General features: G+C 49.9%; 15 protein-coding genes and 2 tRNA genes. 5 read left to right on the top strand and 12 right to left on the bottom strand.

What is annotated here, in order from left to right; genetic code table 11:
* Positions 1 to 87: 87 nt before the first annotated feature.
* Positions 88 to 612 carry a DUF192 domain-containing protein gene (locus tag NO360_RS13030; protein ID WP_256308240.1) on the bottom strand — a complete coding sequence of 175 codons (525 nt, stop codon included), beginning with the start codon at positions 610 to 612 and terminating at the stop codon, positions 88 to 90.
* 87 nt (positions 613 to 699) lie between these two features.
* On the opposite strand from NO360_RS13030, the gene NO360_RS13025 reads away from it, so the two are divergent.
* Positions 700 to 772: transfer RNA gene (locus tag NO360_RS13025), tRNA-Val, on the top strand.
* A gap of 365 nt (positions 773 to 1,137) precedes the next feature.
* Here NO360_RS13025 and NO360_RS13020 read toward each other — a convergent pair.
* The 8 genes from NO360_RS13020 to NO360_RS12985 all read right to left on the bottom strand — a co-directional run bounded on the left by NO360_RS13020 (position 1,138) and on the right by NO360_RS12985 (position 13,962).
* The gene (locus NO360_RS13020; RefSeq protein WP_256308239.1) at positions 1,138 to 1,797 is read right to left on the bottom strand and encodes a hypothetical protein; all 660 of its coding nucleotides are present in this window, start codon (positions 1,795 to 1,797) and stop codon (positions 1,138 to 1,140) included.
* A gap of 260 nt (positions 1,798 to 2,057) precedes the next feature.
* Positions 2,058 to 3,134 (bottom strand): hypothetical protein, encoded by a 1,077-nt coding sequence (locus NO360_RS13015; RefSeq protein ID WP_256308238.1) that lies wholly within the window; start codon positions 3,132 to 3,134, stop codon positions 2,058 to 2,060.
* 1 nt (position 3,135) lies between these two features.
* On the bottom strand, positions 3,136 to 4,230 hold the full coding sequence (locus NO360_RS13010) for a hypothetical protein (RefSeq protein ID WP_256308237.1): 1,095 nt from the start codon (positions 4,228 to 4,230) through the stop codon (positions 3,136 to 3,138).
* A 91-nt stretch (positions 4,231 to 4,321) separates the two neighbouring features.
* Entirely contained in the window at positions 4,322 to 5,665 is a 1,344-nt protein-coding gene (locus NO360_RS13005) for a hypothetical protein (RefSeq protein WP_256308236.1), read from the bottom strand.
* Between the two features lie 92 nt (positions 5,666 to 5,757).
* Complete coding sequence (locus tag NO360_RS13000; RefSeq protein ID WP_256308235.1) at positions 5,758 to 9,672, bottom strand: Eco57I restriction-modification methylase domain-containing protein; 3,915 nt, start codon at positions 9,670 to 9,672, stop codon at positions 5,758 to 5,760.
* 168 nt (positions 9,673 to 9,840) lie between these two features.
* Positions 9,841 to 11,118, bottom strand: a complete 1,278-nt coding sequence (locus NO360_RS12995) for an McrC family protein (RefSeq protein WP_256308234.1) — start codon at positions 11,116 to 11,118, stop codon at positions 9,841 to 9,843.
* Positions 11,115 to 13,514, bottom strand: coding sequence for an McrB family protein (locus NO360_RS12990; protein WP_256308233.1), 2,400 nt, complete (start codon positions 13,512 to 13,514; stop codon positions 11,115 to 11,117). The genes NO360_RS12995 and NO360_RS12990 overlap by 4 nt, the downstream gene beginning before the upstream one ends.
* Positions 13,515 to 13,665: 151 nt before the next feature.
* On the bottom strand, positions 13,666 to 13,962 hold the full coding sequence (locus NO360_RS12985; protein ID WP_256308232.1) for a hypothetical protein: 297 nt from the start codon (positions 13,960 to 13,962) through the stop codon (positions 13,666 to 13,668).
* Positions 13,963 to 14,380: 418 nt separating this feature from the next.
* On the opposite strand from NO360_RS12985, the gene NO360_RS12980 reads away from it, so the two are divergent.
* Positions 14,381 to 15,469: a tyrosine-type recombinase/integrase gene (locus NO360_RS12980; protein WP_256308231.1), complete on the top strand. Its 1,089-nt coding sequence runs from the start codon at positions 14,381 to 14,383 to the stop codon at positions 15,467 to 15,469.
* A 203-nt stretch (positions 15,470 to 15,672) separates the two neighbouring features.
* Here the strand turns inward: NO360_RS12980 and NO360_RS12975 are convergent, their stop codons facing one another.
* Both NO360_RS12975 and NO360_RS12970 read right to left on the bottom strand, forming a co-directional pair.
* On the bottom strand, positions 15,673 to 17,148 hold the full coding sequence (locus NO360_RS12975) for an HAL/PAL/TAL family ammonia-lyase (RefSeq protein WP_256308230.1): 1,476 nt from the start codon (positions 17,146 to 17,148) through the stop codon (positions 15,673 to 15,675).
* A 132-nt stretch (positions 17,149 to 17,280) separates the two neighbouring features.
* The gene (locus NO360_RS12970) at positions 17,281 to 18,906 is read right to left on the bottom strand and encodes a BCCT family transporter (RefSeq protein ID WP_256308229.1); all 1,626 of its coding nucleotides are present in this window, start codon (positions 18,904 to 18,906) and stop codon (positions 17,281 to 17,283) included.
* A gap of 489 nt (positions 18,907 to 19,395) precedes the next feature.
* On the opposite strand from NO360_RS12970, the gene NO360_RS12965 reads away from it, so the two are divergent.
* Positions 19,396 to 20,151, top strand: a complete 756-nt coding sequence (locus NO360_RS12965) for an IclR family transcriptional regulator (RefSeq protein WP_256308228.1) — start codon at positions 19,396 to 19,398, stop codon at positions 20,149 to 20,151.
* A gap of 123 nt (positions 20,152 to 20,274) precedes the next feature.
* Here NO360_RS12965 and NO360_RS12960 read toward each other — a convergent pair whose 3' ends face one another.
* A complete protein-coding gene (locus tag NO360_RS12960; RefSeq protein ID WP_256308227.1) occupies positions 20,275 to 21,273 on the bottom strand; it encodes a tyrosine-type recombinase/integrase in 999 nt (332 codons plus the stop codon).
* Between the two features lie 417 nt (positions 21,274 to 21,690).
* Between NO360_RS12960 and NO360_RS12955 the strand changes: the two genes are divergently transcribed.
* Positions 21,691 to 21,764, top strand: a tRNA-Phe gene (locus NO360_RS12955).
* 337 nt (positions 21,765 to 22,101) lie between these two features.
* On the top strand, positions 22,102 to 22,326 hold the full coding sequence (locus NO360_RS12950; RefSeq protein WP_256308226.1) for a hypothetical protein: 225 nt from the start codon (positions 22,102 to 22,104) through the stop codon (positions 22,324 to 22,326).
* Positions 22,327 to 22,339 lie beyond the last annotated feature (13 nt).

Here is a 22,339-nt window from a genome sequence, read left to right as displayed (position 1 = left end):
CCGGTGGCCCCTCCGACTTTCGATCGCGGGACGGCCGCCGGCCCTGCTGACGGTCGCAGTGGCGTTCGCCCCGCCGACCGCCGACCGTCACCCGTCGCCGCCGGATCTCCACTCGCCGTCGATCCGAAGCCGATCGCCGACTTCGATACCCCGCTCGACCGTGTAGTTGTACGGCACTTCGAGCACGTACTGTCCGCGGCCGCGATAGCGGGTGAGGTCACCTCCGGACGTTCCCTCCGACGGGAGTTGCGCGTGGTGAATCGCGGTGATCGTTCCCTCGCTGTCGACGAAGACGATGTCGAGCGGAAACGCCATCTCGCGCATCACGTAGGCGTACTCGCCCTCCTCGGCGTGGACGAACAGCATCCCCTCGTTCGCGCCGAGGGAGTCGGTGTCGCTGAGTCCCGTGTACCGTTTCGACCGGGTGTCGGCGACGCGCACGGTCACCGAGGCGAGCGTCTCGTCGGTCTCGGCGTCCAGGATGTCGACCGTCGTTCGCTCGTACTCGCCGGTCGGGAGGAGCCCCGGATTTATCGCGACCGCGACGAGAGCGACCGCGAGGAGGATAGCGACGCCGAGGATGACTGTAGCGAGTCGCGACCGGTCGGCCATACGCCGCCGTTCGGGCGCGTCGGGGTAAGGATTACCCCCTTCGGGATTGGAAACCGTTTTATCCGCGTGCGGATTCGTTCGACGTGCGGGCTCGTGGTCTAGTGGTTATGACGCTTCCCTTACAAGGAAGAGATCGGTGGTTCGAATCCGCCCGAGCCCACTCGGATTACGTACGGTTTCTAAGGCACCGATTTCATCGCGTAGAAGCGATATAGCCCAATTTTCCCAATTTCGTCGGCGTAGCGACGGGGTTCGATTTTCCCGAACCCAATCGGTTGTCGACTGGCCCTCGCCTCCGTCCGGGGTTCTGCGTTATCCGAACGCGCGCTGGAGTATCAAGGTATCGGGACAGTGCTTAGATTAGCTGGTTGGATTGGACGGCGAACGCTTGATTTCTATAGCGTGGGATTGTCTATGAGTGCTGAAGTCCGCCTAACGTTAGTTAGGGGGTGGAGACACGCTCTCCGTGCCTTTCTTAGAAACAGTTGAATCTCTTCATAGAGTACTGTTAGCACACACAACTGTTCAATCTGAGTCTCGGTCAACTACTATATCATCAACAAATGTTGAAACTCTGAGCTGTTGTAATGCTTCATCAGCTTCGTTGTAATCATAGGTGTCGAGCGTAAGTTTGTAGAGGCCATCCCAGAGCGGAGAACAACCAGTGAGATAATCTATCTCATCCGTGATCATTGGTCCAGATGAGAATTCGAGCCGTCCAGATTCATCATACTCTGTGTTTTTCATCATCGAGATTCGACAATTCTGGGCTTCGATTAGCAACATACACTCCATCCGAAGAGATGCAAATGGTACGAGATTTCGGTAAATGTGGTACCGAACTTTCTTTGCGAGAAAGGACATTCGGTTTCTAAACATTCGGTAAGCCTCGTCCGGTTCAGCCAGGATATACGGATCTCCGGATTTTCCAATTCTGAACCACCACCCATACTCTCCAATTTCTAACCCTCTAATGATAAGCAGTTTATCTGTTATGTCTGGAGAGGCCGTCTCACCAATTGCATACTGGAGGTCGACAGAATGATCGATCCAGAACTGTTGGCGGAGCTCGTTCTTGTAGAAGTCCCGAGAGTCACGTGTCCAGCGGACGAGGGTAAGCCACCCAACAACGATTGTAAAGACGGCAGCAGGAGCCGAAAGTGAAGAAAATAGTGACTCTTCCATACGCGAGTATGCCAAGATCACATATAAAAGAGTTAGTACATAGTACGTACCTATGACGACAGAAAGTTGGATCAAAACACGAGTATTTCGAGACAGAGATCATACCTGCCCGATTAAAATACTAGGCGGATTCTCAGAACTGGACGATCTAAAAGGCCATAATGCGCTGGGGTAATATGTCAGGACTGTCAAATGGGTCGTCATTCTACTTTCAGCCGGTCTATGGACACCCCGGCTCCAGAGGACATCCACGGATCCTTTCAAAAGTCTTCCAGTGAGGACTGACCCTGTTCCTCACCGTCTTCCCCGTATCGGCAGTATCGTTTAATTAACTTAATTGCCAGCTCTGTGGCCCGCCGATATTCTCTGGACCGATCACCAGAGATGTCGATGTCACGGACTAATCCCGTATACATCACGCGGTATGAATTATTGACACACTCCGCGTACCGAGTAGTACACAAGAACTCCAGAGTCTCAGTAATCCATTCAGTTCGTAATTCCCCATCCACGATTCGCTGCATATTGAGCTTATCAGTCAGATGTTGACAATCAATGGAAATTTGCTGCTGCTTGTTTATCTGGCCTTTTTTCCAGTCGATGAAATCATCTCGTGCTAGCTCGGTTGGGAACTCTTTCATCCAGAGGAATGTCGCTAGGTATGATTCTGGGGGCTTAACGTTGTAGATTGGTTTCTTTGTCTTCGGGCGCAGAAATTCACGGGTTCCCAGTTTATAAGATTGGTAGTCACCGTCAGGGCCGATTGTTTCGTTTAATGATTCCTCATCAGGAAGTTCGTCCTCTCGGAATTCCTCTTCAAGTGCAGTTTCCCGTTGGAAGATGTAGTGCGCACGCTCATCGTCCATTCCGTATCGGATTAGCACTACATTGCTATCCAAGTCTATATCACTGCTACTGAATCGGGTATCCAAAATATTCCCAAATTGGGATGAGTAGCTATCTGGGACAAAGACGACTACGTCGGTATCTTCTGGGTTTGTTTCTGTTCCGTCTGAACGTGAGAGAGGATACCCAGAATCACATTCCGAAAGCATCTCAATGAGGTGCTCTGCTATCTGTGGTGGATCAAGATGCAGGGTCTTCGGAAGCACCTTCGCAATAATTCCATAGTTGTCATTGAAGTATACCGAGAAGTCGGGAGTGTATTCAACCGGTTCAACTGTTGAAACGGGAAAACGGTCGAAGTAATATTGATCAAAATACGATTCAAATACTCCAAATACGGTTTCCCATCCGCTGATTACGTCAACAGTGTCATTGTATGTTCTGAAGGAGTGATGACGTCGATCAACGCAAGTTGTATCTGAGCTACTCATTTTATGCTACGAAGTCAGTTAAACTGTAGTCCGGTGCGTCGCGTACCGTCAGAACTCCCTCCTGGAATTCTTTCGACATTTGGTCAGCAATTCGCATTAGAAAATTTACAGATCCTTTGTATCCAGGAACGATCGACACTGAATTCGATCCAGTAACGTATATATCACAGTTTGATCCGTCAACGAAGTCTACCAGAGAGACGTGCGCATATGGATTGTCGTGGTAGACAGTCATAGTGCTCTTTTTCAAGTTGCTCAATGCCTCGATCAATTCTTTATTGTCCGAGGGAGATGAGAGCACTTCTGACTGAAATTCAAGCTCAATTTCAGAGATCTCGTCTGATGCACTACGGTCCCGATGAGATAGCACATCTATCTTATCTGCTACCGTCTCAACGAAAGCCCCTAGCAAATATCGAAGGAACATCGTTGGATCGCCACTCTCTATCTTGGTTACTCCTTCTCGGCTGATGAAGCCGCTGAAAAATTCATCGTCTTGACGGCGTACACTGAAGTTTAGCTTGTCGACGTATCCATCCTCTAATTGTTCATCGGAGAACACTGCCTTGTAAGGACGTGTACGGAATGAGATCGTTCCCTCTTCGCTTCGTGAGTACACCACGGCTTTGCTGACGAGTATTTCAGCTGAGAGTTCTTCTTCAACCTGTTGTAGTATTTGTCTTAGCTCGTTCGAGTTAGCAAAGAAATCAGAGATATCTGGTTCTGCCCGGTTGAATACCCAACAGAGCCCACGTTCAAAGAAATCAGGAGAGTATCCAGTAACTGCCGTCCATATTGGTGAATCACCGTGCTGGAACAATGCGAACGAACCCTCCACTTCGCGTTCGCTTCGTTTGATTGTCCGGCGTAGCTCTACGCTGTAGAAACCTTCCTCTTCAGATACATTGATTTCTGCTTCAAGAATATGGCCAACTACATTCTCAAGAACCTGGATCGGATGATTTGAGGAAAGTACAGTTTTGTACCGTGCCTTATCTCGCGCGTTTTTGTTAATTTGTTGGGAGATGAGCTCCTCTAGCTCCGTCCAACTCTTGCTCCCATAATCAAACGCCGACCCATCAACAAACCCATGCATATGTCGCTGTCGTCCTTCCGATAACTCCGTAGGGGGTCTTGAAAAGTATTACGAGAGATACAGATGAACACGTCTTTGCGTAACTTTGCTATCAGGTGTGAGTATATCCGAGAATGAATCCTACTGCAAGAAGGACCATCCCTGCTAATAGAATACCGCTCTGAGCCACAAATTGTGTTACAGTGAGAAAGATGTCTTTAGAGAGATGATTCAGACCCAATTCAATTACTGCGATTACAGCTAAAAGAATCGTGAGATTCGTAACCGTACTTTGGAGTTCTAAATTCGACTCAGTCGCACTCGATTGGATTCGGTCCTGTACAACAGAGATGAACATTTCAAGCTTAGTCTCGACTCGTTCAAGAGTTGCTGAGAAGATCTGAAATTCAGAATCAAGACAGCTCAAGCATTCATATAAATAAGACTGATCTCCTTTCTCCATCGCAACATCAAACACGGTATCTTCATCCCCCCTCTGATAGCACTCCACTAACTCTTGGATATCGTGGAATTCATCCACAGCTGCGGAGTGTGACTCAACCCATTTCCGCCGTAATTGTTCAAGTTGCTGTTCCTCATTCCGAAGTTCAGCAGTAAGATCCTCTAATCGAGTATCACGCAGATCATACCCATACAGTTCTTGATCAATCTCTTTGATTTCTTGGCGTCGCCAGATCAGCCAGTGTTGCATCATCAAGATTGACGTTACTGACTTGATACGAGTATATCCAAATCCAATCCAAGATCGCCAATAATCAACAGGATTTTCTCCATCAAGCTGAACCTGTTCGCGAGTCACAAGAATAGAGAGTGGAAAATCAATCACTTGATCTCGATTAAATGTCAATGTGTAAGAATTGTCAATAGTGTTGATGTGCTCTGTTGGGTAGAACCCAAATGTGTCTAAAGTACCGGCATATTGGTCGAACATTTCACTTACTGTGCGCGAGTGAATAGGATCAAAGGAGGTCTGCTCCCCACTAGGTAGCGAATCTAATGTTGGTTCAACCAGTATGATAACCGGCGCAGGGCCTTCTGGCTGAATTAGGCTTGAGCCATACGCAGAAGCAATTGATTCAATTTCTGTTGCCCAGTCTTCACGACGAGTACGATTCCCCATCGGGTCTCCTACATCCATCTGATCCTGTTCCTCAGCAGTGAGGGTTGCAATCGTAAGAGTGTGGCAAAAGTAACGGGGAATTGGATCAGTGATTAAGAACGTTTGAATAGATTCGAATAAGTCAGACTGGATTTGGTCGGTGGCGTCGGTATACAGAGTCGAATTCGTCTCAATGTCTGTCTCACCAAACTCAAGAGTTTGCGGATGAAGCTCAGTCTTATTTTCAAAGACCTCTTGAAGAGAAGCGTCAACTTGGTCTTGGTGTCCGCGTCGGTAGAAATCATAGCGGACTACCCTAACCGAATTGATTTCCATCTGGGATGACATCTATCGAATCATAGTAATGATTCTACCGTTCTTGCTTCTCCTCTGCCACGGTTGATGAAGGCCGGTTATAAGTTAATGATCTATTCCGCTTCTACTAGTTGCTCATCAAGAGACTCGTATTTCTGCAGGACGAGGTTGAAGTAGTTATCGGTCATCATCCGGGGATTTTGGACCCGGTGATATTCTTCAAGAACATACTCGGTCTCTTTATGGTTGAGTCCATATGCGTGGAACGCTGCGGCGTCGATCTCCGCTTGGATCTCACGCCGTTCCTCTTTCTCAGTGACCGGATCAATATCATCAAGTCGGTCACGCATCTCTGCAAATTCCTCACCATAGCAACTGAGTTGGGCTGCTCGTGTCCAAATATACTCAAACCAATCCTCACCAGCCGTAAGTCGTGGGACTTGCGATTCCTCGAGTTTGTACTTGTAGATATGCTCGTCGATTTTCGTCGTCATAAGGAAATCAAACGGGAGGCTATTGAGTAGACCAACGGCGACAAACAGTTCTTTATCAGTAAAGCGGCGATCATATACACTGTGTAGCGGTTCTTTGTTGAGGTCATCGATTTCTGGATTGATACGATATGGGCGGAGGGTCTGAAGTGTATGGACGCAGACGACATCTTTCGGAATGACCGCTGCGATCATCGTTCTCTCATTGACTTCCTTGGTCACATCCCGGTATGCAATCCGATATTCGGTGCAATCAAGGAGTACATCTTCCTCACTGAGTGGCGTTCCCCGATGTTCCTCAAGGAGATCATCAACGAATTTTTTCTGTGATTTACTCGTTTCTTCTCCACCAAACGCATCGTAGATCGATCGCTTTGGTTCGTGGCTATTGAATCGCTTTTCTCGAATTCGATTTTTCGCACTGCTCTCTGGATCTCTGTCCTCTTCGACGCTCCATCCTAGTGGCTCATCAAGATCGCCAAAGATTCCGTTCTTGTGCTCAAATTGGTGGATGTTCGAGCCACCATATACAGGATAGTCTCCGCCTGATTCAGGGGGGCTGAATCGCTCCTCGTCTCGTGTTTCATTCAATTCTTCTGGCAGAGGCTTAATGCTCCATGCCTCGTCAATATCGTCTGAGAGATGGGGATGATCAAGGATTTTATTTAGGGCATCTGCCTCTTGCTGGTTCCGGATACTCGGGAAGATTCGTGCTTGTGGCGAATATTCGGTGAGGACCTTTCGGGGAATATCAACAGCATTCTGTTCTAAACTCTCCAAAATATCTACGTTTGATTGCCTGAATATGCCGCGTAAGGTTTCTGTCCGGCCCTCATTTCTGAAAACAACGACACTGAATCGCTTTCGTCGGTCAACTCCACTGAATATCCCTTTGTTTTCAAAGTCAACAAGAGCATTAATTTGGCTTTCGTTGAGCAAGCGCATCCGGAGGTCTTTGCTCGATTGGCCAGTGAAAATCATACCCGGAACAACTTGAGAGACAAAACCGTCGTCCCTCGCTAGTTCAAATACTCGCTCTAAAAAGAGCTTAGAAAGATCGTTCTTGTATGGAACTTGCTTTCCGGCCACTGTGGGGGTCTGCAACTCATATCGACTACTATCTTTGAAATAGTCGGACTGAGTCTGCACGCTGTGATTATACTGTTCCCACTCTTCACTGATACGCGAATCCGAGAGCAGTTCTTCCTGTATTTCGTCCTTCTTTTCTTGTGAGTACGTACGGAAACGTGGATCATACCGGGTAAAGAAGTCGTCACGGCTAGCGCTGATTACATCCCAGGGAGGGTTTCCGATAACAACGTCAAAGCCACCATCAGCATATACTTCGGCATATTCTAATACCCAGTGGAAAGGCTGGTAGTCCCTCACCTGACCAATTGTGATATCCTCGACACCAGCTTCTTGGAACTCATCAAGAATCTTCTCATCGAGATCACCACGATACTCGTCTAACAGCTTTTCAGCTTTTTCCAGATGTTTTCTTGCTTCAGTTGTATCGTTGGTTCGTTTATGGCGTTCGACTTGAGCGATAATATCACCATATTTGGCTCGGACACTATCTGGTCCCCACGTACTCAGCTGGGCTTGATCCCCATCATTACTTGTCTCTAACATATCCGTGAATCCGATGAGGCTGTTCCCCTGACGGATATTGAATACGACATTCGGTAGCGCTAGCTCTTCTTCATCGTAGTTTTCTACTTTGCTTGAATCGACCTCGGCAATAATAGAGAGCCAGAGTCGGAGTTTCGCGATTTCGACAGCAGGATCGACAATATCGACGCCGTAGATATTTTTGATTACTGTCTCCTTGTGTAGCTCCCAATCTGCAGGATCATCGTCGTGTTTGTCGTACAGTGCTTTTCGAATCCCGACGAGCTCGCTTTGTACTGAAGTAAGGAAATGACCACTGCCACATGCTGGATCAAGTGCTCTGAAATGATCAATGACGTCAAGGAGGTCTGTAGCGACATCGGTGTTGGTTTCTGGAAGTGCGTCAATCAGCTCATAGACCGTGTCGTATTCAGCGGTCATCTCCTCTGTCCAGCCCCATTCCTGCACCATTCGGTTGCTAAAACGTTCGTAAAGTGCAGGCTGCACTGTCTTCTCTGCGCAGAATCGAGTAATTTCATCGGGCGTGTAATAGGCGCCAAGTTCCTTCTGTTGGTCCGCTTCGTCAGTTGTAATGTAGTTTATCGTTTTCTCGAAGACGTTACCTAAAATACTGGGATCTAAATCGGTTGGACCACCGTCTGCAGAGAAACTGTATCTCTCGAGTAAATCAATGATCGCGGTGAGGACACTGTCCGTTACATCGAAATCAGTCTCGGTGAACTCGCCGCTATTTTCAACAGTGGGACGGAACAGCCCACCGTTCAAATAGGGAACCTCGCTATAAAGGGATATCTGGCGGATTCGTTCGGTGCGATGACTTGGCCGTTCATCGAGAACACCAAAGAATAACGGCTCGAGATAGGTCTTGTAGAAGGTGTCTGGGTTGATTCCGGATTTATGTGCGTTCTTCAAATCCTGTAGCAGTGAGTCACTGACGAGTCCTTTGTCCTCTAGAAATTTGATAAAAATCAGCCGATTCATTAGTTCGACTGAGAATAATCGAATATCGTCACCAGTAGCACTCTCTGGTGCAACTACACCATCCCCTATGAGGCTCCGTGCCGTTCGGGCATCACCTCCCTCCGTGATCCCGAAGACCAGTCGAACATAATCTTTGTAGAATTCATCGGTAATGTCCTGCTTTTTCTCCTTAATAACGGTGTGGGCCTCATCCGCAATCGAGAGGAAATTTTCATAGTTGAACACCCGCAGAAACTCAGCTAGAACCTGTTCAAGCGGATCATCTATCCACTCAATCACGCTCTCTTGACGGCCAGTTTGGTTCTCAAATGCTGCTAAGAAAATCGGCTGGAGACTGACCTCAGCTAGCTTATCTGAGCTGTATGTGTCAGGATCATATCGAATCAGGATCCATCTCATACCATCAGTAGCAATCCCGAAGTCCGCTTCGAAATGACGCTTACCGAGCCAGTCCTTTACTTGGCCGGTTCCGTGCTTTTGCTGTTCTAGTTTCTTGTTGAGCGGTTCAGCTTCGATCAACATTCGGTTGGAATCAATGAATTCACAGTCGGCGAGTGAAACAGAGTAATCAGCCTGTTTGCCCCGTTTGTCGGAGAAATCGCCGGCTTCTGGGGCAAGATAGGGGTAATCTAAAGCACTGAAAAGCGGTTCTATAATCTCTTCCCGTGTCAGGGGCTCAGGGTCACTGTGATGGACCGAGTACCGTTCCATCAGCACTTTACCGCCGGGTTCACTGCGGAGTAGAGCTTCGAGCTGATCGTCGCTGTTGATTAACTCGCGGAGAGTCGAGACGATGTCCGCTATAGTTGTAGCGACATCTTCGATAGCATCGGCTTGGATTTCGGTATTGAACTCTTCAGTGACGAACTCGGTGGCGATGGAATGCAGCGGATTGTCGGGTGAATCGATATTTGTGCTCATAAATGGAAGAGACGAGAGTTGTGGATAGGTAGGTCCACCGAGCCTGGGTAAATAAAGGTTCATAGCGCGTAAAGAGGGCTTTCAACGCTCACTTCGTCAGTATGCCCGATCCTCTACAAATGTCTCAAGACACTGCTGTGAGACATTTCTGGGCATACGATAATAGCCTCACCACGGAAGTTGGGCGGCAACACCCCGCTGAATCGTTGTAAGAAGGGACCGTCCATCAACAGCTTTGACGGGGACTTCCACCAGCGTGAGCGAGTCAAGATCACGTACCTCATATGTGGATCGCAGGGCCTGCTCTTGTTCTGGATAAAATAGTACACCAGGGACGTCGTGTGCTACTTGATATGCGACAAGTTGATAGATATCATTAGGCGATGGTTCGCGACTGTTCGCCGCTGGATTGTCACGCTTCCATTTTGCATCACCGACAAGCCGAGCACGCTCACCATCTGAAACCAACACGTCAGGGCGGATCTGTATTCGGCGATGACCGCCTGAGACAAGCCGTGTTGAAGTAGCCTGTGCCGTGGTGACCCAGCCGCGTTCAGTTGCCAGCTCAGAAACCACCCGCTCAACCACTTCCTCAAAGATCGTATTCATATTCACTAAGAGAGCATACGAGTCTCGGTCCGCAACGCGGAGTGAATCGAGATGCACGTTCTGTAACACGAGCTTGGTCAATCGAACGAGATCCTCGTAGTACCCCATCAACCGTGTTATCTCGACTGATTCCAACTCGATTGGCCGCACTGGCGTCAACTCGACTCGGCGGCGTAACTGTTGCTGGTGCCGGCGTAGTGCCCTGTTAAGATCGGGATCACTGACGAGCCGCTGCAGAATCGTTGTTGCATAGAGAATTGCACGGTTAACCGTGGTATCGACCGTCAATTCGTCGTACGTACACTCGAAGGCTGTCGGCGTTGGCCCCTGTCGTTGAAGTTGCTGCTGTACCTTGATTCGGCCTCGGAGGTGGTCAGTAGTCCGTGATACGCGGCTGTATGATCCGTGAAGCCCCTGTGTCAACACGTGATCGAGCTCGTTTTGGAACAGCATCGCAAGCGCATCAATAAACCGGGCTCCACCGGCAAGTTGAGTCTCTTGCTCGAACGTCCGCGCATCAATATTTTGTGCGTATTTGAGAAGTCCAAGAAGGTCTGTGTTGGCTATTTTTGGACGAATCTCAACCGTTGGGCCCTTTGGCAATGCGACGATCCCGATATGCTGAGTAGCTCGGAGTCGGGCACGACCGTCTGCCCGATATTCCAGCAGAAGGCGGGTCGCTTTATCTGACCCACTCCCCCCATTAATTTCCCGTTCGACCGTCTCTCGAGCCTTCGAGGGAAGTTCGTCTGTATCGAGGTATGGGGTTGCCTCATATTCTCGAAGCGTGTAGTCAGGCTCACTGGGGGAGAGGGAAGCGGACTGCTGACCGCTCATAACTCGGCTGACTGGAGCTGCTCGGGGATAGGCTCACCATCTCGAATCGCACGTGCCAGCTCGAGGAGAGAGTATTCGTCATACCCAGGGATGTACCAGTAGTCGTGGCCCGCGTAACTGGTTCGCTTGGTATCGCGATGATCGTGATCGATCCGACGGGCGAGGTCAGTCAGAGAATGGAGCTCGCCGTCATACGCCCACCGGACGCCCTTTTGTGCCCCGAGATCTGCAACCGTACACACCCAATAGTCGCTGTCCGGCTCAAACTGTGGCTCCGGATTCTCGTGCATACTGTTAATATCGAAGTGGAGCTCATCCCCAATCTTCAACACGTCATTCTCTGCTAAATAGCCGAGCGAGTTCGAGAAAGAGTCATCGGATGGCGTCGGAGTTTCCCAAACAACGTTGATGCCGACTAATTCAGCGAGTACGGTGGCGAGCTCACCTGCTGTAAATGCGCGAATCTCCTGGCGATCCGTATCAAGCAGCTCTCCAGCATCACCATCGAACAGCTGTTGTTCTATCTGGACGAACTGCCCAAAGTAGTATTCCTCCAAAAGTGGAAGGATCTCGAACTGCCAAGCATCAACGAGCTGGGCGACCTGTTCGGTCGCCTCATCGTCCTGATCGATCCCGAGTAGATACGAGTGGCCGAGCTGTTTACCACGCCCAAGTTGAGATGCATCACGGATCCGCGCATTCAGCTGTTTCCACGCGAGAATTGAGAGGGCAAGCAGCGAATCGGCCGCATCCCCCTCAGTAGCGAGCGCCTCTAATTCAACCTCACCGTCGAATCCATATCTCTCTTCCAGCGGCGTCATCTCCGGCGGGAAATGGATGAAGCGGAACCGGCGTCTCAGCGCCGCGTCCACCAGGGCAATCGATCGGTCGGCCGTATTCATCGTCCCAATTACATACAGGTTTGGTGGGACGGTGAACCGTTCGTTCGAGTGGGGGAGCGTTGTGGCGGTTTCGCTGGTAGCATATTGTCGTTTATCCGGTTCCAGGAGGGTGATGATCTCACCGAAGATCTGAGCGAGATTCCCCCGGTTGATTTCGTCGATGATAAGGACGTATGGCGGTGGCGATCCTTCGGATTCACCCTCGCGGTGTGACTCGTAGGTATGACGTGCTCGGTCACAGAGCCGCTTGAACACACCGGCCTCAACCGCATATTCGACGCCACCATTGTGTTGGCGAGCAGTCAAGCCCTCGATGAAATCTTCATACGTAAACGATGGATGGAAAGTGACGACTTCGAGTTGGGCTTCCGTCGGCGCCTCCGACTGTCTTGCAATCCACCACCGAGCGAACTCGCGGGCAGTGTACGTTTTACCCGTCCCCGGCGGGCCATGGAAGATAAGTTGATTTACCCGAGAAAGTTGGCGAGCAATCGTATCCCGTCCTCGCGGTAGCGTCGTCGGCTCTTCCAGCGGTGGCCGGCGGAACCGCTCGTCGAGTAGTTGATCCATCTTCACGTGGTTGAAATTTGGAGTGAGATCCGCCTGTAATTGTAGATCTCGAATTAGCACGACGAAGAGAACTTGCGCAGGTGTCAGCGAGGAGTCGGTGATCTGTTGAACACCAAGTCGACCAGCTTGGGTTTGGAGTTGCTCGATATGCCTATTGTACAGATCAAACAACTGCTCATAAACGTGGACATCGCTTGGATCGATATCGTTTTCGACGGTGGAATTGCGTCGAAGAACAGTCGTCCACTCTTTAATGACGTCAGTCGCAAGCGCGCTGCCAATCCAGTTGTCAGAGGATTCATCAGTGAGCTGCTCTCGGATTGCATCCGTCGCCTCGGAAATACTACTGTACGGCTCGGTGCCTCCGATGACAGTATAGCCGTGTTTTTCGAGTAGCGTTCTCAGGTTCGATGATTCGGCAGCGAATATCTCAACGAGCTCCGGGGGGCACTCGGTAAAATAATGCCCTTGATTTAGCTGTAGGTTCTTTGTGTAGAAGATTTTCTGATCGGTTGTCTCACAAATCCGTTGCAGGTCCTCGGTGTATTCCTCATTGCGGAGGATGTCATCATAGATGTGAATATGCGGTTCGATACCCTCCTTTGACCGAAGATCACGACGATAGCCACCCCCGGCTTGTTCCTCACTCCAGCGATTATCTGGAGGGCCCTCGAAATCCTCCTGTAGTTCTGAGTCGATAACAGAAATTGCGACGATCTGATATTGTTCTTGCACTAGGTGGAGAACGATATCCCCAATATCAGCTTCGCGCAGGGTTTCATACCGCCGGTAGCCTCCATTATCTTCGCTCGGTGAAATCAGTGCTTTTCCGAGTGCTAATTCTCCTTCTTGCTTGTAGCGCCTGCCCTCCTGCTGGGTTTTCTCAATCCAGACGCGGGGAGAGGAGGACTCATCAATGTTCATACCGGCTACATTCTCGGTAATGTAATCAAACCACGGTCTGTCACCGATATAATAATCACTAGTGGCGCAGTCCCACAAATACAGGTTCTCTCTCCAAGCCGATATTCAATACGGCAGAAAATAGCAGTTTGGGGACGGTTTATCTTAGAAATCAAGCCGTGTTTAGATAGTTGTCCGCGACGAATCCCTCTTCGGCGAGAAGCATTCGAGCGTCTCGACGAACAGATCGATTGCTGGGACGCTCCTCGTTAGAACGAATGTCCTCCTTGATACTGTTCGCTACCCGATCTACTAACTCGGAGTTAGAGCAGTCAGCTACGCTCTGGAGCGTCTCTTTATACCCTTCTTCTGCCATCGGGAAGCCCTGCTGCGAATCCAGTACTTCATCGTTGATCTCGCGAATTTCGTAGAGATGACCTTTGACCCGCAGTTCCAGACTTCGGTCCATAGTCTCGTTCTCTTGTTGTGTGGCCAAATAACCGCTGATTGCCAATGTTGGCAATCCCGGGATTGCTAACATCGGCAAACACGGTGTTTGCCAATTCAGGTAAGTCGGGATTCGCAATTGGTTGAGTTTCGGGATTACCAATCATAGTATGTCGAGTAATGTGAATTGGTGATTCCCGCACTGTTGGTGGGCTAATAATGGAAATTGCTGAAAACCGCTCAGCCTCGGATAATCCGATTATTAGTCGTTTGGGGTGCGCGTGAGGCTACGGGATGAGTTGAATTGGACTCCAAGCGAGAAAACACGGCGAGAATTCGACTCTGATCACCAATTATCTGAATGTGACTACCAATTCTGCTTATTCACCAATCCCAATTAATTGGACAATATATGTACTGCGGGTGAATCGAGTGGGCTGATGGTAAGGCGAGAACTCGAACCACTCGCACCGCAAGACGCCCTCGATTGGTATCTCGAACATCGACTGGACGACCTGCGGACCGCGACTCGACGAAAGCACTCCTCAGCTCTCGGGACATTCGTCGATTGGACGGACGAGGCCAGTATCGACAATATGAACGACGTCAGCGGTCGAACGCTGATGGAATTCAAGACATGGCGAAAGAACAACACCGAGTTGAATACGCTCAGTCTCAACGGCAATCTCGCTATCCTGCGTGTTTTCCTCCAGTTCTGCGAAGATATCGATGCAGTTCACGCTGATCTTTCGGAGCGCGTACCGTTGCCGAACGTACCACCAGATGAAGAAGTCAACGAGTTCGTCCCTGACTCCGAAGAGGTAGAGGGTATTCAATCCTATTTCCGCCGGTTCGAGTATGCTTCGAGGGCCCACGTCGAATTCGAGCTGATTGCCGAGATCGGACTTCGTATGGGTGCCGTGCGCGCTATCGATCTCGACGATTTCGATCCGGAAAACCGAGTGATTCACCTCCGTCACCGTTCGGAAGGCCGTGAGGAGTACGGAACGCCGCTCAAGAACGGTTCCGATGGTGAACGGATTATCAATATCTCCGACGGACTGCGGACCTTTATCGACGATTACGTCGAGTACACACGACACGAAGTCGTCGATAGATACGGCCGTGAGCCGCTCTTTACGACATCTTCTGGTCGCCCTTCGACGACAACTATACGACGGGATTTCTACAAAATGACCAGACCGTGTGGTTACTCGAACGACTGTCCGCACGATAGAGAGCTGTCTGACTGTGATGCAACGCAAAATTCGAGCGCAGCAAAGTGTCCATCGAGTTTTAGCACTCATCCGATGCGCAAGTGGTCGATTATGCACCAGTTGGACGAGGGTGTACCGAAAGAACTGCTGAGTGACCGAGTCGACGTCTCGGTTCCCGTGCTTGACAAGCACTACGACCAGCGAACTGAGGAACGGAAGTCACGCCGTCGACGGGAAGCTCTCGAAGCTAACCTCACCCAGTATGCTATGACGGACGGTGGGTCCCCTGTGAATGAAGATACCAAAAAATAGTTTGTTGGTTCAGGAAGAGGGATTATAGTCCTCTTGCCGTCATATTGTTGGCCTTGTTTTGGAATGGAATATTTGGTGTCGTTTTCACGAACCCGCTAGTGAATCATTCATTAGAAAGAGTGTGCGAAGGGCTCAATCACCTCTTCGTTTATTTAACAGCCGACACTAATATGTGAATGAGAATATATTATATTATTCAGTGATTAGACTTTGTTTGAATTATCTCTCACTCGGTGTAGTGTTCCGTCTAAGATTCTTTCTGCAATAGCGTGAATACACTCATTGTCGGGTTCGACTGTGTCTCTATCGAGTTCTGCTAAGAAGTCCCTTGGAATTGTCGAGTCTGTATCTCTTTGTTTCTGCAACAGTTTATGAGCACGGATAATAAACAATAGTTCAATTGCTATTATGTACGTTACAGTCTCGACGACAGAAGCCAAGTTATTGACTGCTAATGCACCTAAACCCTGAATGTCTTCCTTCCCCATTGGTACGTCAGCGATTTGAGTGCTCGCCGTATCTACTGTCGATGCCTCTGCCGCCAGTGATGCAGCAGAGTAATGAGCTCGTACCATTCCCTGACCAATACCAACGTTGTCGGTTAGTGCCGACGGCAGATCTCCGTTACCTTCGACAAGCAATCCAGCCCTCCGTTCGCTGATTCGACCGACTTTCGTGACAGATTGCGCTAACGAGTCAGCGGCCGTCGATAGGTGTTGGGCGTTGAAATTCCCGCAAGAGAAAACCGCACCATCTGGGAAAATAAGGGGGTTATCAGTTGCACTCTGAAGTTCAGTTCTAATCAATGACTCGGCAGTCGCCAAGAATTCGCGGAGAGACCCGTGGACCTGTGGCATACAGCGGAGTGAGAGAGGGTCTTGTGAGGTCTGCCGGCGATTAGTCGCATCAATACCAGTTACTTCTCTAATGATGCTAGCACTTTCTTTGAACCCCTCGTAAGGACGAACCTCACCAATTCGACTAGAGAATGCTCCCGGTTCTTTTCCGACGAGCGAAAACGAAAGTGCACCTGCAACATCAGCAGCTTCTACTAGTCTTCTGACATCCTTGACCAGTAGTGCGAGCCGGCCGGGAGTATAGGAAGTCCCGCTCATCAAAGCAAGTCCCTCTCTAGGCTGGAGAGACAAGGAGTCAATTCCCTCCTTGGATAGAGCCTCACCTGCAGACATTGTCTCGTCTTTGTACGTCACTTCACCTTCACCGATCAGAGCCCGACCAACCGCCGATGAATACCCGTAATCTTCGGTATTCCCTTGAGATCTAACTATGGGATGGATTCCGGCGTTCAATAATTCCAATAACCGTTCCGCAATGACTGGACGGACACCAGATCGACCCACTGCAAACGCGTTTGCCCGGACAAGCATTGTTGCCCGAACTACGTCAGTTTCTAGCGGATCTCCGATTGTGATGTTGGATCTGATGACGTTTTCTTCATGCTGAGCCATCATTTCCGGTGAGATCTCTTTATCGTTCAGCTCACCGTATCCCGTATTTACTCCGTACACTCGTCGGTCATCCGAGTTGACGATATCGTCAACCGCCTTACGAGAATTAGCCATCCGATCCACTGCTTCGGAGGCTAATCTGACCCGTTCCTCATTACGCGCTACTGCAACTACGTCTTGGATTGTCAGACTGCCGTTTACGGTAATCATTGTAATTTAATTCTCTGGTTGATTGTTTTATAGGGCTGTTCGTGGAGAGGGTGAAGTGGTGGTTCAGGAATTTAGATAGAAAATAAGTTAGCTTGGTCTGCCTCCTTTCGGTTTTCCAAGACATATAGCTCTTCAATCATCAGCGTCACCAGCTAATTTCTGTTCTCTTGCCTCTGTACTCACTTCTTCACTTTGCATTTCCCATGTTTTACTCGATAGAATGACCGGGAATTCTCGTTCGAATTCGATTGTCATTCCGATTAATGCAACAGCACAGAGAATAGCAGACGGGAGGCCAACAAGGATGATGAAGGCTTGAAGCGCTCCGAACCCGCCAACTACCATCAAGATCGATGTGAGCAGACCAATCAAGACACCCCATATAACTCGATTGATGGTCGATGGATCTTCATTTCCGTCAACAGTAAGCATCGCTACGCTAAGTGTTGACGAGTCAATAGTCGTCGCTAAAAAGCTGAACACCAGTAGAAGAAATAGCGCTGAGAAGACTTGAGGGAACGGCATCAACGCCTCGAACAGACTGAATCCTATCGCTTCTACACCATACTCGCCGAAAACCGCCATTAAATCAGCCTGACCGGTTGATTGAAGCCATATAGAGGTTCCACTCATCGTGACGAACCACGGGACAGTTATAGCGAACGCTACGACCAACGCAGCGAACACGACTTCCCGGATCTTTCTGCCACGCGAGATGCGGGCGATGAATATCCCGATCATCGGCCCAAATGAGAGCCACCAGGGCCAGAAGAACAGCGTCCAACTGCTAAGCCATTGAACCGCTTCTGGACTGGAGCCGATAAATAGGCTCATTTCGATGAAGTTGGTAAAGTAGCTTGAAACTGTTAGTGTCCCAAGGTTTAGAAGGAACGTCAGTGGACCAAATATTAGCACCGAGAGCATCAATCCGATGAAGAGGTAGATGTTGAAGGTGGCTAATCGCCGGATGCCACGTCTGATGCCGAGCGACGCCGAAGTTGTGACAACGATCGTAGCTAACAATGTGATCACGACCGTGCCGATGTCTCCTACCTCAATTCCCCAGTTGTAACCGAGTCCTGACAGGAGTTGTGTGATGCCCGCTCCGAATGATACGGTGATACCAGCGACAGAAATCACCGTGATTAGGATGTCAACGGATTTTCCGAGGAAGCCATCTAAATTATCAGCACCGATGAATGGTGCTAAGAGGACTGCAGGTCTGAGTGAGGCTCCTCGGCGGTACGCGAAGAACGCTATTACTACTCCAAAAACCACGTATACAGACCACGGAGAGAGGCCGGTGTGGAAGATCGCATACTGTAACGCACCGGGCATAATCTCCTGTGTCCCAGCACCTGCCTCCAGTAATGGTGGTGCTGTACTATAATGGACGAGACCTTCCCCTGGTCCCCAGAAGGCGAGGCCGCCAGCCATTCCGGCTGTAAACATCATTACGAAATACTTCCAGTAAGAGAACTCCGGTTCTTCATCTGGAGACCCCAGCTTGATTTGTCCCCACGGGCCTAAGAGGAGGAATATTGCGAACACGAAGGCTAGGAAAATCACCCAGAGATAGAACCAACCTAGGTTCGAGACAACCCAAGAATTGGCCGATGAAAGGAATTCTCCGGTGACAGCCGGCTTTGCGCCCAGTGCTGCGATTATCGCGACTGTCAGTAATACGCCCCCTGCAAAAACTATGGGATTGGTTTCAGAACGGAACTTTTCTACATAGTTTCTATCGTCTGCACTCATTTGTGATTACCTCTGAATGTGTCCTAGACGGTGTGTTGCTTCCGCCGCCTTCCTGACTATTCGTCTCGACAACTGATCCTGATTGTTTGCTTTATCTGAATTCCTCATCGGGATCCTCCATCGTGTGACCTGCTATCATACAGATCAGTCTATCCCTCAATACCTACCCACTTATAATTACCTAATTGTCCAAAATAATGCGGAATATAAGACCAAATAAAGGAAAATATAGTAAGTAGTTCTCATTATGTGAAAGCGCTATTGGTTCCTTGTATTTCAGCTCTACAGAGACTGCATTATCTCCGCTGTGTCGGTCGATTTCTGCTAGGTGCCTTAGTAAATCGAAGAGCCTCGACTCTACCCATATTCGCATAATGGGGACTACCAAGGCCAGTGGTAACGTCACACAATTTATAATGATCTTAGCCAGTCTATATGGGTATTCACATAATGCGAAATATTATCTGCCACAGGGACTTGGTAGGGGCTATGCCATCAGATAGCAGCCCGAGATTGCTGAAGACAACCCAGACCTCGTTACAAATACTCCGATTAATCAAACGCAACGAGGCCAATACACTAACAGCGGTCGCTCAAAGCATCGATAAACCAAAAAGCTCCGTATTTTCCCAGCTCAAAACGTTAGAAAATGAAGGACTGGTTATTGAACATAATGGCGAATATCGGCTCGGAATGGAGTTGCTCCATTTTGGTAGCAGCGTTTGGCGGTCGCATCCTCACTCACGGGTTGTAATCGATGAAATGAAGGACTTATCAAAGAGAATAGATGAAGATGTCCATTTTCTGTCCATCGAAAATGGGCGACTGTATACGATATATGCTGGGAACGATTTCGACATTGGTAACCGGTACTATATGCATAACACCGCTGCTGGAAAAGCAGCATTAGCTGAGTTCTCAGAACACCGAATTGAAGCGGTAATTGACCGCTGGGGGCTTCCGGCAGAGACTGAGCAAACAATCACCGACCCAGAGAAATTACACACGGAACTAGCAGAAATTAAAGAGAGAGGGTATGCGATAGTAGATAGCGAATTTGACAAGGGAACTAAGGCAGTTGGTGCCGCTGTTCATAATCCAGATGGTCGGGTATTTGGCGCGCTCGGAGTAGGGGGGCCATCATTCCAACTCAGGGATGCTCGCCTCTATAATAGTCTCCCTCAAATGGTAATTCAATTGCGTGATCAACTTGAAGAAACGCTCTGGAGGGCACAGTCTAGTTGAGCCCGTTTGGGGAACGAACCGGTCGGTAAGTTTTTGCCCTATACTGAGCAAATCTGGGACAATCAAACCCAGAAGAGATGTTCTAGTCTCTCTTTCGTCCAATTGATAGTAGTTGAAAGTAGATTAGATATTATCGAGGTACCCTCTTCGTTGCTCTAGTTTGACTTCTTCAGAACGCCGATCGTAGTGTTTATCGAGAACGTCACGGCTCACGTTCATCCGGTCGCTAACGACCTCGGTCGGAATATCCTTGGTGAGAAAGTGAGTAATGCTACCGCGACGAATCGGATGCGGACTGACCGCTTCTGGACACTTCTTGTCGTCTGTACCTGTACAGCCGGGACAAGGCTCATTCCTGAAACAAGGTGCAGTGACTCGATACACGGCTCGCCTCAGACTACTCCGAGACCTTCTCCCGCGAGAAGATGTAAACAGTGGAGTGCGACCGTATTCGTCGGTGATTTTCTTCCGTGTGTTTTCGATGAAGTCCTGTAATATCTCAGCGAGACCCTCCGTAATCGCAATTGGCCGCTCACCGGCCCCACCGTTCTTTAATTCCGTGCCCTGTTCCGGACGATGAACGAGTTCAAGCCGTCTGTTTTTGATATCTATATCTCCGATATCCAACGAGTGAGCGCCACCTAACCGCATACCTGTCTCCCATAGGAGCACGAATACCGTCTGCTCGAACGATGCGTAATGGTACCTCATTAGATGCTCTCGAATAGCCTCCGCGGTTTCAGCCTCAAGCATCTCTTCGGACCTCTCTTCCTCCGGAGTCACTCGTGGAATCATAACCTTCTCGTAGAGATCCGCAGGGACGGCTTCCATCGAGCCACACCATTTGATGAAAACCCGGATGGTACTCATCTGCTGGGTCAAGGTAATTTTCTTCAGATCAGCGTCATCCTGACGCCAAAGCCGATATTCCTGCAGATTGCGGCCGGTCAAGTCATTCAGGTTATCTATGTTGTTCTCGTCACACCATCGGATGAAGGCGTTCAGTCGATATTTGTGCGACTGCACCGTCTTCTTCGACGCGTCCATCTCCTTCTGCTTCAGGTACAACTCCTGCGCGCGCCCCGGCTCTAACGGGTCGAGTTCGTCGTGTTCTGTTTTCATTGATCTCACAGAACCCCGTTAGGATACCGGAGCCCGTCGAAACCGGCAGGGAAGGAAACGCACGCGATGCGTGGTAGTTCCGCCCGAGCCCATACGAGTGCCCGAGCGACAGCGAGGGCCGAGTATTCTCCGAGTGGTGGATTCCGAACCCTGCAAGACGAGCGGAGCGAGTCTTGCCCTGGTTCGAATCCGCCCGAGCCCACTCCCCCTTCGCTCTGCGGGCTGGCTCTGCCACCCCGGTAACAGCTGGACCAAATGTACTGCGTCGCTCCCTGCGGTTGCTCGTGGCGAATTGAACGTCGAATCCGACCGACAACTCCAGCACCGCGTAATCTGTAGCACGCTATCATCGAACTCCGCTGACGGCGCGGCGATCCGAAACCCTTTTTTATATACTCGGCATCGATCCGAATGCGCGCCGCCTTAGCTCAGACTGGGAGAGCACTCGACTGAAGATCGAGCTGTCCCCGGTTCAAATCCGGGAGGCGGCATTTTCCTGCGAACGACGTGAGCAGTGAAAACGACACCTGAGCGGATTTGAACCAGGCGAGTCGCAGCGCCGAGCGAAGCGAGGCGACCGTCTCGACGAGGTTCACGATCCGGGAGGCGGCATTCCGATTCTACGCGACTTAATTCCAGCGTGTTACGCACTCGACCGAAGATTGAGCCGTCCCCGGTCCCCCTCGCTCTACTCGCGGGACCGTTTCGGCGTCGCTCATCCGAATGAAACACCCGGACTCCGCGACTCTCGCTCGACCTGTTTTCGACTTCGACTACAGGCGGCCTCCGCACCGGACTCTTCCGTCTTCAGTTCCAAACGCTGGCGCAATGACTGAGGACGAACACGGAATCGACATCCAAGAGGATACCGAACTGGACACTGCCGACGACGAGCAGGAAGACGAGCCCGAAGAGGTGTCGAACGAAGCCAACAGCGAGATCGAGAAGGCCGAGAAGGAGCGGAGCATCGAACAGGAGTCGGAAGTCCGCGAGGAGGAGGCGAAAGAACAGGAGAACCCCGACGCGCACCGCGACGAGGAGCCCTACCAGTAAGTCGACGGTCTCG

Origin of the sequence: Halobellus litoreus, assembly GCF_024464595.1 — an archaeon.
Lineage (GTDB): Archaea > Halobacteriota > Halobacteria > Halobacteriales > Haloferacaceae > Haloquadratum > Haloquadratum litoreum.
The sequence above is the reverse complement of the archived record's forward strand: the minus strand, read 5'-3'. Positions and strand labels throughout refer to the sequence as shown.